Annotated in this window: 13 protein-coding genes; 1 reads left to right on the top strand and 12 read right to left on the bottom strand. The window is 64.3% G+C overall.

What is annotated here, in order from left to right; all coding sequences use genetic code 11:
• Positions 1–15: 15 nt before the first annotated feature.
• From xylB to BLEFHOIH_RS22635, 10 genes are all read right to left on the bottom strand, one after another.
• The gene (gene xylB, locus BLEFHOIH_RS22590; RefSeq protein WP_088348303.1) at positions 16–1,503 is read right to left on the bottom strand and encodes a xylulokinase; all 1,488 of its coding nucleotides are present in this window, start codon (positions 1,501–1,503) and stop codon (positions 16–18) included.
• Positions 1,504–1,517: 14 nt separating this feature from the next.
• On the bottom strand, positions 1,518–2,606 hold the full coding sequence (gene ugpC, locus BLEFHOIH_RS22595; RefSeq protein ID WP_088348304.1) for a sn-glycerol-3-phosphate ABC transporter ATP-binding protein UgpC: 1,089 nt from the start codon (positions 2,604–2,606) through the stop codon (positions 1,518–1,520).
• Entirely contained in the window at positions 2,606–4,219 is a 1,614-nt protein-coding gene (locus BLEFHOIH_RS22600) for an FGGY-family carbohydrate kinase (RefSeq protein WP_088348305.1), read from the bottom strand. The genes ugpC and BLEFHOIH_RS22600 overlap by 1 nt, the downstream gene beginning before the upstream one ends.
• The gene (locus BLEFHOIH_RS22605) at positions 4,216–5,190 is read right to left on the bottom strand and encodes a sugar-binding transcriptional regulator (protein ID WP_088348476.1); all 975 of its coding nucleotides are present in this window, start codon (positions 5,188–5,190) and stop codon (positions 4,216–4,218) included. The genes BLEFHOIH_RS22600 and BLEFHOIH_RS22605 overlap by 4 nt, the downstream gene beginning before the upstream one ends.
• An 11-nt stretch (positions 5,191–5,201) precedes the next feature.
• Complete coding sequence (locus tag BLEFHOIH_RS22610) at positions 5,202–6,104, bottom strand: TIM barrel protein (RefSeq protein WP_088348306.1); 903 nt, start codon at positions 6,102–6,104, stop codon at positions 5,202–5,204.
• Positions 6,101–6,925: a carbohydrate ABC transporter permease gene (locus BLEFHOIH_RS22615; RefSeq protein WP_088348307.1), complete on the bottom strand. Its 825-nt coding sequence runs from the start codon at positions 6,923–6,925 to the stop codon at positions 6,101–6,103. The genes BLEFHOIH_RS22610 and BLEFHOIH_RS22615 overlap by 4 nt, the downstream gene beginning before the upstream one ends.
• Positions 6,922–7,842: a sugar ABC transporter permease gene (locus tag BLEFHOIH_RS22620; RefSeq protein ID WP_088348308.1), complete on the bottom strand. Its 921-nt coding sequence runs from the start codon at positions 7,840–7,842 to the stop codon at positions 6,922–6,924. Before BLEFHOIH_RS22620 ends, BLEFHOIH_RS22615 begins: the two co-directional genes overlap by 4 nt.
• A gap of 4 nt (positions 7,843–7,846) precedes the next feature.
• Complete coding sequence (locus tag BLEFHOIH_RS22625; RefSeq protein WP_088348309.1) at positions 7,847–8,398, bottom strand: SIS domain-containing protein; 552 nt, start codon at positions 8,396–8,398, stop codon at positions 7,847–7,849.
• Between the two features lie 86 nt (positions 8,399–8,484).
• On the bottom strand, positions 8,485–9,789 hold the full coding sequence (locus BLEFHOIH_RS22630) for a sugar ABC transporter substrate-binding protein (RefSeq protein WP_245297153.1): 1,305 nt from the start codon (positions 9,787–9,789) through the stop codon (positions 8,485–8,487).
• 80 nt (positions 9,790–9,869) lie between these two features.
• Positions 9,870–10,892, bottom strand: coding sequence for an alcohol dehydrogenase catalytic domain-containing protein (locus BLEFHOIH_RS22635; RefSeq protein WP_088348477.1), 1,023 nt, complete (start codon positions 10,890–10,892; stop codon positions 9,870–9,872).
• A gap of 127 nt (positions 10,893–11,019) precedes the next feature.
• On the opposite strand from BLEFHOIH_RS22635, the gene BLEFHOIH_RS22640 reads away from it, so the two are divergent.
• On the top strand, positions 11,020–11,808 hold the full coding sequence (locus tag BLEFHOIH_RS22640; RefSeq protein WP_088348478.1) for an inositol monophosphatase family protein: 789 nt from the start codon (positions 11,020–11,022) through the stop codon (positions 11,806–11,808).
• A 24-nt stretch (positions 11,809–11,832) separates the two neighbouring features.
• On the opposite strand, the gene BLEFHOIH_RS22645 is transcribed toward BLEFHOIH_RS22640, so the two are convergent.
• Positions 11,833–12,873, bottom strand: coding sequence for a hypothetical protein (locus BLEFHOIH_RS22645; RefSeq protein ID WP_088348479.1), 1,041 nt, complete (start codon positions 12,871–12,873; stop codon positions 11,833–11,835).
• Between the two features lie 14 nt (positions 12,874–12,887).
• Positions 12,888–14,540 carry a hypothetical protein gene (locus BLEFHOIH_RS26435; protein ID WP_125461864.1) on the bottom strand — a complete coding sequence of 551 codons (1,653 nt, stop codon included), beginning with the start codon at positions 14,538–14,540 and terminating at the stop codon, positions 12,888–12,890.
• Positions 14,541–14,558 lie beyond the last annotated feature (18 nt).

A 14,558-nucleotide genomic window follows, 5' to 3' on the forward strand; every position in this document is an offset into this window, starting at 1 on the left:
GACTTCCCGGCAAGGTCAGGCACCGTCCGGCCGAGCCGGCGCGGGGACGTAGAGCGCCTGCATCCGGCGGCGCCGCTCGGCGAGCAGCGGCGCGCCGGAGGCAGCGGGCGCAAAACGGCGTCGCACCTCTGGCTTGAAGCACACGTCCGCTTCCGAGCCGCCCGCCGCCAGCATCGCCAGGCGCGCCGCGCCGAAGGCCGAGCCGACCTCCGCCCCGAGCGGCAGATCGAGCGTCAGGCCGGTGACATTGCTGATCAATTGCCCCCAGAAGGCGCTGCGCGAGCCGCCGCCGACCAGCATGCAGGACTTTGGCCCGGCACCCGCTTCCACCAGCACGTCGAGACAGTCGGCGAGCGCGAAGGCGACGCCCTCCAGCACGGCATAGCCGAGCGCGTCCGCGCCATGCTCGACGGTGAGGCCGGCGAAATGCGCGGTGGCGAGCGGATCGTTGTGCGGCGTGCGCTCGCCGGTGAGGTAGGGGAGGAAGACCGGGGCATGGGCGACGCGGGCCGGGTCGGCCGCAAAGAGATCGGCGCGGGCGATGAACCCGGCGATGTCGTCCGAATGGCCGGTGAGCGCGGCGGCCCAGTTCAGCGACAGCCCGGCGGAGAGCACCACCGCCATGCCGTGCCAGCGGCCGGGCAGCGCGTGGCAGAAGCCGTGCAGGGCGCGCCGGGGCAGCGCTACCGGCTTGTCCGTCGCGGAGAAGACCACGCCCGAGGTGCCGAGCGAAAGGAAGCCGTCGCCGTCTCGCGTCGCGCCAATCCCGACGGCGGAGGAGGCATTGTCGCCGCCGCCGCCCGCGATGGGGATCTGGCGGCTGTCGAGGCCCCAGGCGGTGGCCAGTTCCGGCGACAGCATGGCGGAAATGTCCGAGCCCTCGACGAGACGCGGCATCTGCGCCTCGGTGAGGCCACAGGCGGCAAGCAAAGTGTTGTCCCAGCGGCGCGCTGCGATGTCCATCCAGAGCGTTCCAGCGGAGTCGGACATGTCCGACACATAGGCGCCGGACAGGCGGTAGCGGACATAATCCTTCGGCAGCAGGATCATCGCCGTGCGAGCGAAAATCTCCGGCTCGTGCTTGGCGACCCACAGCAGTTTCGGCGCGGTAAAGCCCGGCATGGCAAGGTTCGAGGCGCGCTGGTGAAAATCGGGGACTCGCGCCGTCAGCTCCACGCATTCGGCCTGCGAACGGCCGTCATTCCAGAGGATGCAGGGGCGAAGCACCTCGCCGCCTTGGCCGAGCAAGGTCGCGCCATGTTGCTGGCCGGAGAGGCCGATCGCCTGCAATTGTCCCCAACCGTCCGCAGCCGCTTTGCGTATGGCCTCGACGGCGGCGAGCGTCGCCTGCCACCAGCTTTCCGGGTCCTGCTCGGACCAGAGCGGATGCGGGCGGAGCACGGCGATCGGCTGCGACGCTTCGGCCAGGATGCGCTGGCTCTCGTCGATGAGCACGGCCTTGATCGACGACGTGCCGATGTCGATGCCCAGGTAGCTCGTCATATCCCCTCCCCCATTCAGACGGCCAGGCCATCCTTGTCGAACAGATAGATGCGTCCGCCGCCGAGCCCCACGCTGAGCCGTTCGCCCGGTTGCACCGGAGGCCGCCCATTGGCGATCATCGCGATGACCGGCGCATCCGGGGCGCTGGCATGGATCTGCGTCGAGCCGCCAAGATTTTCCGCAAGTTCAGCCGTCAGTTCTAGGATCGGCTGGGCTGCGCCGAGCGTCAAATTGTCGGGCCTGAGACCCACCGTCACCGGCGCGCCGACCTCAAGCTTCGCCGCCGCCGGCGCCGGCGCGACGAGACTGCCGCCAGTAAAGGCACGGCTGGCCAGCGTGACGCTGCCGGGGCCTACGGCTGTCACCGTCGCCGGGATCAGGTTCATGCGCGGCGAGCCGATGAAGCCCGCAACGAAGAGGTTTGCCGGGTGATCGTACAGCTCGGTCGGCGAGCCGATCTGTTCGACCAGCCCCGCGCGCAGCACCACGATGCGGTCGGCCAGGGTCATCGCCTCGACCTGATCATGCGTGACATAGACCATGGTGACGCCGAGCGCGCGGTGCAGCTTGGCGATCTCGACGCGCATCTGCGTCCGCAGTTCGGCGTCGAGGTTGGAGAGCGGCTCGTCGAACAGGAACAGTTTTGGGTGCCGCACGATGGCGCGACCGATGGCGACGCGCTGGCGCTGGCCGCCGGAGAGCTCGCGCGGCTTGCGCTTCAGCAGCGGCTCGATCTGGAGGATGCGGGCCGCCTCGTTCACCCGCTCGGTGACCCCGGCATTGCCCATCTTTGCCATGCGCAGGCCGAAGGCGATGTTCTCGAACACGCTCATATGCGGGTAGAGCGCGTAGGACTGGAACACCATCGACACTTCGCGGTCGGCCGGGGCGACGCCGGTGACGACGCGGCCGTCGATGGAAATGTCGCCGTCGCTGACCTCTTCGAGGCCCGCGATCATGCGCAGAAGCGTCGACTTTCCGCAGCCGGACGGGCCGACGAAGACGACGAACTCGCCCTTGGCCGCCTCCAGGCTGACGCCGTGGATGACGTCGATCGAGCCGTAGCGCTTGACGACAGTGTCGAGTTTCAGGAAGGGCTTCATCAGAAGGCTCCGGCTGGGCTGGACGATGCGTGAGCGTCGAGCCGCTTCGCCTCTGTCTCGATTTCGTTGCGGGTGGAGAAGAGTTTTAGGTAGATGCCATAGGCGATGTCGTGCGCCGCGGCCCATGTCGGATCGGCGGCTTGCGCGGTTTGGGTGGGTGCCATGGCTTCGAGAGCGGCGAACAGGTCGGGGTAGAGGCCGGCGGCGGTTGCCGCGACCATCGCCGTGCCGAGCAGCACCGGCTCGCTGGTTTGCGAGGTGACGAGTTGCGCGCCGAGCGCGTCGCGGTAGAGGCGGACGAGCAGCGGGTTTTTCAGGTGCCCGCCGGAGAGGCTGACGCGGTCGATGGCGTAGCCGTGCCGGTTCAGGTGCTCGATCACATGGCGGCTTTGCAGGGCAAGGGCGCGGGCGGTGGCGAAATAATGCTCCAGGAAGGCGCGGTGGCTGGTTTCCAGGCCGATGCCGGTGAGCAGCGCGCGCGCCTTGCCGTCGCCGAGCGGGGCGCGATTGCCGAGCCAGTCCGGCACGATGTGACGCCGCGCGCCGAAGGCCGGGCCTTCGGCATCCATCAGCGCCAGGATTTCGTTGGCTGTGCGGGCGTGGAGGTCCGCCGAGGCCGGGCCGGGGCTGGCGGGTTGATGGTTCAGCGCCATGTCGAGCGCCGCACCGGAAATGCTTTGCCCGGCCTCGTGCATCCAATAGCCGGGGAAGACCGCGTCCTTGAACGGTCCCCAGACGCCGGAAATCCGCCGCTCGTCGCGCGCCCAGGCCATATAGCTGGTCGAGGTGCCTCCGATCAGCGCCAGGGTGCGGTTGACGTCGCGCAGGTACTCGCCGCCGAGAACGCCGAGCGCGCCCGCTTCGGCGTCGATCAGGCTGATGCCGACCGGTACGCCGGGTTCGAGACCCATCGAGGCTGCGGCTTCGGCGGAGAGCGGCCCGTGCACCTCGCCGACGCGGCCCGGCGGTTCGGAGAGCTGGCCGAGCGTGAGCAATTCGGGAATGCCCAGCTTTGCCAGCAGCGCGCGCCGCCATGGGTCGGTATCATCAGGCAGATAGGGAAACTTGCAGGCCAGCCCGCACACCGAATGGCGGTCGACGCCCGTCGCGCGCCGGGCGATCTCATCGGCGAGGTCGCGCACCGCCGTAACCCTCGCCCAGGCCTGCGGGCGATGCCGCTTCAGCCACAGGATCTTCGGCAGATACATTTCCGGCGAGACGGTCCCGCCGACATAATCCAGATAGCGGTCGCCGCTCGCGCCAATCTCCTCGGCCTCCGCCTCGCCGCGATGGTCCATCCAGCAGATCACATCCGCATCGCCGTCGAGCGGGCGCGCGCCGTCCGCTTCGAAATAGGTCGAGGACGTTGCGTCGATGGCGATGCCGGCGATGCGCGCGCCGGGCGCGGCGGCAAGCACGTCCCGCGTCGCGGCGCAGACCGCCGCCCAGATGTCATCCATCCGGTAAACAGCGTGATCGTCGAGCGGGTGCATCAGCTCGAACCCCGCGCTCCTCGCCGCGATCAGCGTCCCGCGCGCATCGAACAGCCCCGCCCGCGCCGACAGCGTGCCGACATCGATGGCCAGGAGATGGGGCGCGGTCCGGGCGCTCATTGCAGCAGTGCTTCGGCGACGGCTTCGTCGGTGACGAGCCGCCGGATGTAGCGGGCGTTGAGGATGGCGCGGATGATCACCAACTTGCCCATCCCGCCCGAGGCCAGGATCGACACCGGATAAATCTTCAGCTCCTGCGGGCTGAGCGCCATCACGCGCTGGTTCAGCGGATGATCGACGGGGCGGCCATATTCGTCGAGGAAGGTGCCGAGAATGTCGCCGATGGCCCCCGCCGCGCGCAGATCCGGCAGGCTTTCGGCCACGATATGCGTGCTCGCCAGCAGCGACCGGCTGGAGAGATCGCCGCAGGACAGGATCGCGACATTGGCTTCGCGGGCGCGCCGCATCACGTCGGCGAGGCCGTAATGAGTGAGCAGCGTCGAGCGGCTCTCGACCGACGGGCAATAAATGGGAGCCGCCACGTAATAGCACTCCGCGCCGATCAGCCGGGCGAATTCGGTCGCGACTTCGAAGGTGTTGGTGCCCGAGCCGCGCGTCAGGCCGCCCATCAGCGACGTCACCCAGCTCGCCGGACGCCGCTGCGCCCGCATCCGCCGCGCCGCCTCGCGCAAGGTGCGGCCCCAGCCGACGCCGAGGCCGATGCCGTCCTGCAAGAGCGGCTCCAGCATGAGGCCGGCCGCCTCGCCGATCACCTGCTGCTGCGTGTCCGGGTCGGGGACGCTGGGGACGACGGAGACGTCGTCGAGGGCGAAGCGGGCCTTCAGCTTTTCCTCCAGCGCGACGCAGGAGGCGAGCGGCATCTTGATCTCGATCCGGACCAGCCCCTCCGCGCGCGCCTGCCCGACGATCTTGTTGACGCGCAGGCGGGTGAGGCCGAGCCGGTCGGCGATCTCCTGCTGCGTCAGGCCGCCGACATAGTAGTACCAGACTGCGCGCGTCTGCAGCTGCGCCTCGCTCCGGTCCTCGGCGGTTGCGGCGGCCGGCGGGGTCTTGGCGTTGGTGTCCTCCACGATGCGCGGCCTCAAGCGAATGCGGGTTTGAGCAGGGCGATCGAACGGGCGACCGCGTCGAGGATCGAAGCGTCGTCGCGCTCGAAGGGATAGAAAACCTCCAGGAAAACTGGCCGGTCTTCAAGCCCCAGGCTGCGCTGCAAGGCGGCGACCTCGGCGGGGTCCACCCGGCCGGCGTGGCTGAAATCCCAATGGCGGTCCAGTTGGAAGTCGGTCTGCTGGATGTGGACGGCGCCGATCCTCGGCCCGAGCGCCTGATACCAGCGCTCCATGCGGGCATTCTCGACGCCGTAGAGCGGCTCGACCGTGCCGTGGCCCCAGTCGAGGCAGAACGTCCACGGCACTTTCGAAGAGGCGGTGTCCTCGGCCATGCGGACAGCCTGCTCCGGCGTCCACGGCCATTCGCGGCGCATCGGCGTCGGCTCGACGAGCAGCTCCGTCAGCCCCGCATCCGCCGCCGCCTCGCCGAGCCGCAGCATTCGGGCGATGAGATCGTGATAGTCGGCGTCGGACAGGCTGTCTGCCTCGTGCCCGTCGACGCGCGAGGCGATGGCCCCGAGCGGACCGCCGACGCGGGTGATCCCGGCGGAGGCCGCGAAGCGGTAGGCGCGCTTCAGCCAGTCCTCGGCGACGTCGCGCAGGCGCGGCTCCGGGTGCAGCAATTGATTGAAGGTATAATGCGCCAGACCGATGAAGGCGCTGTGGATGACGATGCCCTGCCCGTCTGCGTGGCGGCGCATATCGCGCGCGAGATCGTCGAGGATGTCATCCGGCCATGTCGGGTCGACGAGGTCGAAGCTGAACTGCACGAAGTCCAGGCCCAGCCGGTCGCGCACGATCTCGGTCCAGAGCGTGGGCGTAACCCAGCGCTTGATGCAGAAGGACAGGTTGATGCCGAGCGGAATGGCCGTCATTTCGTCGCGCCCATCGTGAGGCCGCGCACCATGTGCCGGCTGACCACCAACGCGAACAGCGTCACCGGCAATACGATGACGGTGCCCGTCGCCATGATCTTGCCCCAGGGCAGTTCATAGCCGGACATGAAATTGGTCGCCACGACCGGCGCGGTCTTCAGCGATTGGCTGGTGATGAGGACGAGCGCGTAGAGCAGCTCGTTCCAGGAGAAGATGAAGGCGAAGATCGCCGAGACCGCGACGCCGGGAATGCCGAGCGGCAAATAGATGCGCCAGAAAATGTCGAACTGGGTGGCGCCTTCCAGCCGGGCGGATTGTTCGAGGTCGCGCGGGATCGAGCGGAACTGATCGGTGCAGATCCAGACCACGATGGGCAGGTTGAAGGTGAGATAGACCAGGATCAGCACCCAATAGGTGTTCAGCAATCCGACCTGCCGCGAGAGCACGTAGACCGGCAGCGCCAGCACGATCGGGCTGACCATGCGGTTGGAGATGAACCAGAACCAGAGGTCCGCCTTGCCGCGAAACTCGAAGCGGGCGAGCGCGTAGGCGGCGGGCGTGCCTAGGAGCACCGACAGGAATGTTGTCGCCGAGGCGACGATCAGCGAGTTGAGGACGGCACCGGTGACGGCCTGATCGGCGAAGATGGCCTGATAGTTCGACAGCGTCGGCCGGAAGAACCAGACGGGGGGCGAGGCCAGCAGGTCGGTCTGGTCCTTGAGGCTGGACGAGACCATCCAGTAGAAGGGGAACAGCGCGAAGGCGAGCACGACCAGCAGGCCGAAGGCGTGCAGCAGCGATCTGGCGTTGACGCGGCTCATGCTTCGATCTCCCGGTAGAAGATGCGGATGTAGATCCGGCTGAGGACGATGGTGAGCACAAGCAGCATCACCGCCTGCGCCGAGGCGAGCCCAAGATCGAAGACCTTGAAGCCGACGCGCTGCACATAGATCGATACGAGGTCCGTCGCCGCGCCCGGGCCGCCGCGCGTCATGACGAACACCATGTCGAAGAGCTTTAGCACGTCGGCCGAGCGCAGGATGAGCACGGCGGTCAGGCCGGGCAGGAGATAGGGGAGCTGCACATAGCGCAGCAGCGCCCAGTGGCTCTTGGTCTCCAGCCGCGCCGCCTCCTCGATATCGACAGGCACCATCGACAGCCCGGCAAGGAAGATCAGCGCCACGAACGGCGTCCATTGCCAGATGTCCATCACCACGATGGCGATGAAGGCGCCGGTCGGATTGCCGAGCCAGTCCGACGAGCTGATGCCGACCCAGCCCATGAACTGGTTGGCGACGCCGAAATCGCGGTTGAAGATCAGCCGCCCGATCAGTCCGACCACGGCATATGTGGTGGCGAGCGGCACGACGAGCGAGACGCGGGTCAGCGTGCGCAAAAAGCCCCAGCCGGGGCGGTGCAGCATCAGCGCAATGGCCATGCCGAGCACGATCTGGATGGGGACCACGGTGAGGTAGAACTGGCCGGTCAGCAGCAGGCTGTCCCAAAAGGTGCGGTCGGAGAGGACGGTCAGGTAATTGTCGAAGCCGATGAAGGGGAAGCCGTCGAGCATGTCGCTGCGGCGGGTGATGTTGTAGCGGCGGAACGAGGTCGCCAGCGCGAACAGCGTCGGGTAGATACCGACGACCAGCAGCGCGAAGACGGCGGGCGCCAGGAACCAGAACGGCGTCCAGCGGCCATAGCCGAGATGATGCCGCCGCGTCGGTTTCGCCTCGCTCATCGGCTCATTCCAAATTCGTATGGTTGGCGCGCATGGCTTCGGGCGTGATGCCCAGCCGGTCACGCAGCATCAGGATCATCACCTCGAACAGGATGTATTGCGCGCCCTCATAGAGCGATCCCATCGGCAGGACGGAGACCGTTGCGCCGCCATCGTCGGCCATGGTCTGGGCGGGGATGGGCAGCACGACGTCGGCGGCCTTGGCGCAAGCACCGTCCGGCTGCGCGGTGACGAGCAGCGTTCGTGCGCCGTCCCTGGCGGCGACGCCCATCAGCGCATCGACGGTTGAGAAATAGCCGGGGCCGGCGGAGACGATCAGCAGGTCGCCCGTGCCCAGATGCGGCGTCGTCATGTCGCCGACCATGGCGGCCTTAAGCCCCAGATGGAAGAGCCGCATGGCGAGCCCCTTGATCTGCAAGCCCTCGCGGCCGACGCCATAGAGCGCGATGCGGTTGGCTGCGGCAATCTCCGCAACCGCGCGCTCGACCTGTGACTGGTCGATGCGGTCGAACACCCGGGTCAGATCGGCGAGCGCGGCATGATAGAGGCTGGACATGGATGGTCCCCCGGAAGAAAAGCCAGCCATCCGGCCGCGCCCTTTCGAGCCCGGCCGGATGGCATTCATACGGGCGGCGGGCGCGGCTACTGCCGCAGTTCCTTCTTGCCGTCGTAATAGCCTTCCTTCTTGAGGATGTCTTCCATGCGGGTGCTGATCTGCTTGGCGCCCTCCTCGGTCGTCACCTCGTTCAGCTGCATCTTGGTGCCCCATTCCGCGATCACCTCGGAGATCGCCGGCCACGCCGGGAACCGCGGACGGAATTCCGGCACGCCCTTCTGCCAGGAGGCGACCATCGGCTCGACGAACTTATACTTGGCCTTGATGTCGGGCTGCTCGTAGATCGACATACGGCCCGAGACGCCGCCGGCCTCGACATAGGGGCGCGCGATCTCTTCCGACGTCGCCCACTGGATGAAGATCCAGGAGGCCTTCTTCTGGGCTTCGGTCGCCTGCGAGGCGACGGCCAGCGAGAAGCCGCCGAGCGCGGGCAGGCGGCCCGCCGGTCCAGCCGGTTCCGGTGCGACGGCGAGGCAATCGCCGAGCTTGGAGGTGGCGGGATCGGTGAGCGTGCCGTAGAAGGCCGACCATTCGGTGATCATCGAGACCTGGCCCTGCGCCAGCGCGTTGACCGCTTCGGAATGGTCATAGGAGACGATGCCGGGGGGCATCGACTTGGCCAGGTCCTGGCGGAATTTCAGGCCGGCCTGGCTCTGCGGCGACAGCAGATTCGACTTGAAATTCTTGTCGAGCAGCGAGCCGCCGAACGGCCAGAGCACGCGCATGAAACTGTCGCAGGACTGGGTTTCGCCGCGCAGCGATTGCAGGGCGTAGCCGTACTGCTTCTTGTCCGCGATGGTGAGTTTTGGGGCGTAAACGTCCTTCAGCTCGGCCCAGGTCGCCGGCGGCTTGTCGAAGCCCGCCTCCTTCAGCTGGCACTGGTTGTAGAACAGCAGGCCCGAATAATTGTCGAAGGGCAGGCCGTAGACCTTGCCGCCCCAGGAGCCGAAGGCGTCCAGCAGCAGCGGGAAAAAACCCTTCAGATTGAGGCCCGGATCGGTGATCGCCGCGTCGGCGCTGAGCTTTTCGATCGGCTCGATCCAGCCGTTCTCGGCGAACTCGCCGATCCAGACAAGATCGACCAGCGCCAGGGTCAAATCGCCCTTGGCATTGAAGTTGAGCACCTGCTTCTCGCGGGTGTTTTCGTAGGGCGCGATCTCGTAATTGACCTTGATGCCGGTCTTCTTCTCGAATTCCGGCAACAGCTTGATGATGGCGCGATAGCCCGGCCGGTCCAGGAAGATGACGTTGATCTGCTCGCCCTTGAATGGGGCGGCGGCCTTGGCGATGTCCCATTCGGCTTGGACCGGACTTGTGATCGGCCCGAGCATACTGGCTGCGAGCGCACATGCGCCCAGTATGGATGTGAGTTGTTTTTTCATGTTTCCTCCCATTGTGCCAAATGGAATGCTCAACCCCCATTTGGGTAGATCAGCACCTTTGTGTATCCAGGTGCATTATTGGCGAGCGCTTGGAATGCGCCCGGCGTCTCTTCCAGGCCGATGCGGTGCGTCACCATCGAGGCGACGTCGACCTTGCCTGATTTCACCAGCGCGATGGCGCGCGGATAGACCTCTCCCATGCGCCGCGCGAATTTGATCTTGAGGCCCCGCCGCCGGACATCGGCGGCGTTCAGATGATAGACGTCGCCATCGGGAATGCCGACCAGCACGACACGTCCGCCGATCCGCGTGGCGCTGACGGCGTCACGGAAGCCGTTCGGCGAATTGGTGGCTTCGATGACCAGCGTGCAGCCGCCCGAGGACCATTCGACGATCTCGGCGACCGAGCTGCCCGCTTTCGCCGCGCCGAGCTTTTCCGCCATGGCCCGCCGGTGCGGCATCGGTTCGGCGACCAGGATTTCGCCCGCACCCGCGGCTTTCAGCACTTCGATCAGCAGCAATCCAATCGGCCCTGCTCCGACCACGGCGACGCGCTCGAGCAGGCGCGGCTTGGCCAGATCGACGGCGTGAATGGCGACGCCCAGCGGCTCGAGCATGACCGCCTGCAGCGGATCGAAGCCCGCCGGAAGCGGCACGATCTGCGATCTCGGCACCCAGAGCTGCGATGTCATCGCCCCGTTAAACGGCGGCGCTCCAATGAATTCGACATTGGGGCAGAGATTGGGGTGGCCCTCATGGCACCATTCGCAGCGGCCGCATGCCTTGTTCGGATCGACCGCGACCAGCGTGCCGCGCGGCAATTCCAGCGCGTCCAGGTCCTCGGTGAGGTAGCCGCCGAACTCATGGCCCGGCACGAAGGGCTCCCGGATCAGGGCGGCGCCGATGCCGCCATCCTTGTAATAATGCAGGTCGCTGCCGCACAGGCCGACCGCCGCCACGTCGAGCAGGATTTCGTCCGCCCTGCCTTCCGTCAGGTTGAAGGGCGCGACGCGCGCGTCCATCGGACCGTGGATATAGACGGCTTGGCTCAAGCGGCCCACCTTGTGTACCGGATCGGGACGGCCAGCTTACAAATGCATTAATATGTAGTCAACATATGAGATTTTAGTTTTTCATATGTATCGGCGCCGAAGCCGCCTCAAGCAAGGACCGACAAACGTGAATGACACCGATATCGACGCCCGCCTCGAAGCCGCGACCCGCATCGCCAAGACCGCGGGCGAGCTGGCGCTCGGCTATTTCCTGGCCCGCGACCAGCTCGCCATCACCCACAAGGCCGCGCAGGACCGCGTTTCCGAAGCCGACCGCGCCGTCGAGACGCTGATCCGCGACGCGATCCTCGCCGACTTCCCCGAGGATGCGCTGATGGGCGAGGAGCACGGCGACACCACTGGCCGCTCGGCTTTCCTGTGGGTCATCGACCCCATCGACGGCACCACGCCGTTCCTGTCCGGCTTGGCGGACTGGTGCGTGTCGATCGCGGTGGCGGTCGCGGGCGAGCCGGTGATCGGCGTCATCGAGGCGCCGCGCCATCGCGAGACCTGGATTGCAGCGCGGGGGCGCGGCGCGACCGTGAACGGGGTAAAGCTGAGAGTCGACCCGGAGGCCGACCTGACCAGCGGCATGTTTGCCTTCGGCGGCAGCCTGCGCTGCGACGCCGCCGAAACCGGCGGCTTCATCACCCGGCTGATGCAATCGGGCTGCATCGCCTTCCACAACGGCTCCGGCGCGCTGATGACCGCCTATGTCGCCGCCGGCCGCCTGGTCGGCTATTACGACGCTCATATCAACGCCTGGGATTGCTTTGCCGGCCTCGTGATGGTGGCGGAAGCCGGCGGCGTCGCGACATTCGGCGGCGCGGACCGCCTCCAACGCGGCGGCCCCTTGCTGGCTGGCGCACCGCGGGCCTTTACGGCCGCGCGGACGCTGGTTGATGGGTTGGGGTGATGTTGGTTTAGTGGCCAAGCAGGCTTAGGCAGCAAGTTTCCGGTGATTTTTACGCAGCCACGTATAGAAGCTCGACTTGGTCACCTCAAACGGGTTTTGGTAAGTTGACTGAAGCTCCGGGGACGAACGATACAGGACGCGCGCTTGTTTGTGGATCGGACGCTGATTGCTAAAATGTCCGTAATGCCAGTACCCATCCGGAATTTGAGCTTCTGAAAACTCGTCAACGGCACGCTTATACCAGGACCAAATTTCGTAAACCTCGACATTGTCTCCCGCATAGCGACGTGTCATCGCATCACCAATGGGGCCTAGTTTTGTGAAATGGTAAAAGCGGAGCGGCTTACCGTTTACCAGGATATCGCCTGAGGCCGGGATCGAAATTCGGCGGCGGCTAAGATTCCAGCTCGCTACGTTGTAGCCTGGATCGCGGACTACTTTGACGCCATCAAACATAGCGGGGACGTGGTCGCACCACTTTTGATCTACAAACAAGCCTCTTGCCTTGTCGTCATAGCAGAATTGGCGCAGGCGTTCGTCCCACCAATCCGCAAAGGCCAGACCGTTTGCGTCATTATTTACGGCCAAAAAACCAAGGTTGTAGATTCCATGGATTAAAGAACCTATTTCGTTGTCCTTGATAGCTTGTACTGTGTCGTCTGGCTCCAACTGGTGGGGTGTCAGCAAAATAGAATCATTGTCGAGCCATTCCACCATCGGGGTTAACGGGGCCAGAACTGCGATGTCCGGATCGAGATAAAAGACCTTCTTCGCTCCACGGTTCAACAAGCTGCGTAATACCGGGCCTTTTACAGCCGTGCATACCTCGACAACGTCATGTTTAAATAACCACGCTTGCACCGCCTCGATCGGTAAATCGTGCGCCCAAATCACCTCGTCAAAAAAGTCTTCGGCCTCGATACGGAAATTGAATCCCGGCGGCGGCAAATCAGTAACGCAAACCACCATCCACCAGTCCGGATGATAGCGTTTCACGCTAGAAGCCAAAACGCGTGCTTTTGCGAGGTAGCTGAACGAGATGCTTGTAAAGCAATGAACGGTCATGAACAGAATGATCCTCAAGCAACAAGATCGGCCGTCATATTTCGATGAACTAGCTCATAACGCGGACGGTTTCGTCGCAAGCGATCTCTCACTTCACGAACTAGAGAACCATCCGTAAAAGCCTTTCTAAGTGCCTTTTCATCTCCAAAAACCATACCGCAATTATGGTCCCGGACCATGGCGGCAATATTGCCTGAGCTTTCGAGCGTTAATATAAACGCCCCCCCGGTAAGAGCTTCAAATGCCGTAAAATTGTAGGTCTCCGGCCAAAGGGAACAAAGCATAGCAATATCGATACGTTTCGATCTTACAGCAGCGGACATGGCCGCCCAATCTCCCGACGAAATTGTCACAGGTGTAAATGCTATCCCTGGAGGGGCTTCCCGGGACTTCGCTTTGCCGAGGTGATGAAAAGAGAAATCAGGGTGGCCCACCAACTCGCGGGCAACTTCCGCGAATACGGACCAGCCTTTGTGGAGCATTGGAAGACCTAAATAGCCTATATTGAGCCGAGAGCCATCTTGTGCGTTTAGACCTACAGATGGGGGCTGTCCAACTCCGGGCTCACTTGTTTGATGGAGTTCACAGTGTTCTTGGATTAGAGCGACACTGAAGGCCAAGTCACTTGCGCGTTGCCAAAGGTCCAAGGCAGACCGGGACGGAGCTACCACGGTGAACGGTATCTCCGAGAAAAGAGCCCGCAGCCGATTGAGATGCAACGTCCGGTGGCGACCAACATGGCAGATGCCGCAACCCGCAGATTCTGGCGGCGGTGCGCCACATGGGCTAACGGTATTCCGCATTAACGTGTACGCAGGGCAGAGTGAGAAGTAGTCGTGCAGCCAGAAGAACGCCCGCTCCGGTGCGCATGCATGATAAAGTCGAGCTGTTATCTCAGTGGAATGACCGAGCAAGCTATGCACGGCCATGAAAAACCGGCCACCTTTGCCGGTCACAGCGGTGATGTCCTCAAGAAGGTCCCGAGCTAAAATGTGCCCGAACCACTCCCCGTTGAGGGTCACGCCAAATTCAAAGTTTGATAGCATTTCCTGCGGCGCAAGGGCGGAGACCGACCGGGCCGGATAGAGGTGGATATAAGCAGTATTTCGGTTTAGGAACGCAGCCTCTTCAATCAAAAGGCAGAGCTGCAACCCACCCACGTTCGTGCGGTAATTGTCGTGGCTCAAGGCTAGCACGCCGGCCCCGTCGGATTTTGAAAGAGCGATATTCAAGGCCGCTATAAAGTTCGACCGGTTAATCGGCTGCCGTTTTACGGGCCGATGGATGGAGTCAGCAATCTGCAATTCAAAAGGCCGAAGGTTCACCAGCATATTGGCACGAAAGCCGATCGGATGGTCAAAACCGTAGCTGGGCCGCCGTCGGGAATAGTCTAGCCCATCATGCGCCATCTCTTGCAAGACTTGGCGGACGTTGCCTCCGTTCAGTAACACGGCCCGTTTGTTTGCCGATTTTCGAAATTTGTACAGTCTCTGCGCTGGGAATACCCAATACTGCTGAGCAAGCACCCGTAAACAAAGGTAAAGAATCCAATTCGGCAGATCGCGGCCAGACTTCGGGCGCTTTGCTTTGATGATTGAAGCGCGGGGCGTCTCAATACCAATAGGGCGATCTACAGGAGGGTGGGCGTCTCCCATAGCTTTTGCCATGCGCCGGCGCATACGCGC

The sequence above is a fragment of the Rhodomicrobium sp. R_RK_3 genome (assembly GCF_002198715.1).
In the GTDB taxonomy this organism is placed as follows: Bacteria; Pseudomonadota; Alphaproteobacteria; order Rhizobiales; family Rhodomicrobiaceae; genus R-RK-3.

What these genes read in the sequence shown, in the direction of transcription:
- xylB (WP_088348303.1), bottom strand. Translation starts at nt 1,503, where the DNA reads ATGACGAGCTACCTGGGCATCGACATCGGCACGTCGTCGATCAAGGCC.
- ugpC (WP_088348304.1), bottom strand. Translation starts at nt 2,606, where the DNA reads ATGAAGCCCTTCCTGAAACTCGACACTGTCGTCAAGCGCTACGGCTCG.
- BLEFHOIH_RS22600 (WP_088348305.1), bottom strand. Translation starts at nt 4,219, where the DNA reads ATGAGCGCCCGGACCGCGCCCCATCTCCTGGCCATCGATGTCGGCACG.
- BLEFHOIH_RS22610 (WP_088348306.1), bottom strand. Translation starts at nt 6,104, where the DNA reads ATGACGGCCATTCCGCTCGGCATCAACCTGTCCTTCTGCATCAAGCGC.
- BLEFHOIH_RS22615 (WP_088348307.1), bottom strand. Translation starts at nt 6,925, where the DNA reads ATGAGCCGCGTCAACGCCAGATCGCTGCTGCACGCCTTCGGCCTGCTG.
- BLEFHOIH_RS22620 (WP_088348308.1), bottom strand. Translation starts at nt 7,842, where the DNA reads ATGAGCGAGGCGAAACCGACGCGGCGGCATCATCTCGGCTATGGCCGC.
- BLEFHOIH_RS22625 (WP_088348309.1), bottom strand. Translation starts at nt 8,398, where the DNA reads ATGTCCAGCCTCTATCATGCCGCGCTCGCCGATCTGACCCGGGTGTTC.
- BLEFHOIH_RS22630 (WP_245297153.1), bottom strand. Translation starts at nt 9,789, where the DNA reads ATGCTCGGGCCGATCACAAGTCCGGTCCAAGCCGAATGGGACATCGCC.
- BLEFHOIH_RS22645 (WP_088348479.1), bottom strand. Translation starts at nt 12,873, where the DNA reads ATGACCGTTCATTGCTTTACAAGCATCTCGTTCAGCTACCTCGCAAAA.
- BLEFHOIH_RS26435 (WP_125461864.1), bottom strand. Translation starts at nt 14,540, where the DNA reads ATGGCAAAAGCTATGGGAGACGCCCACCCTCCTGTAGATCGCCCTATT.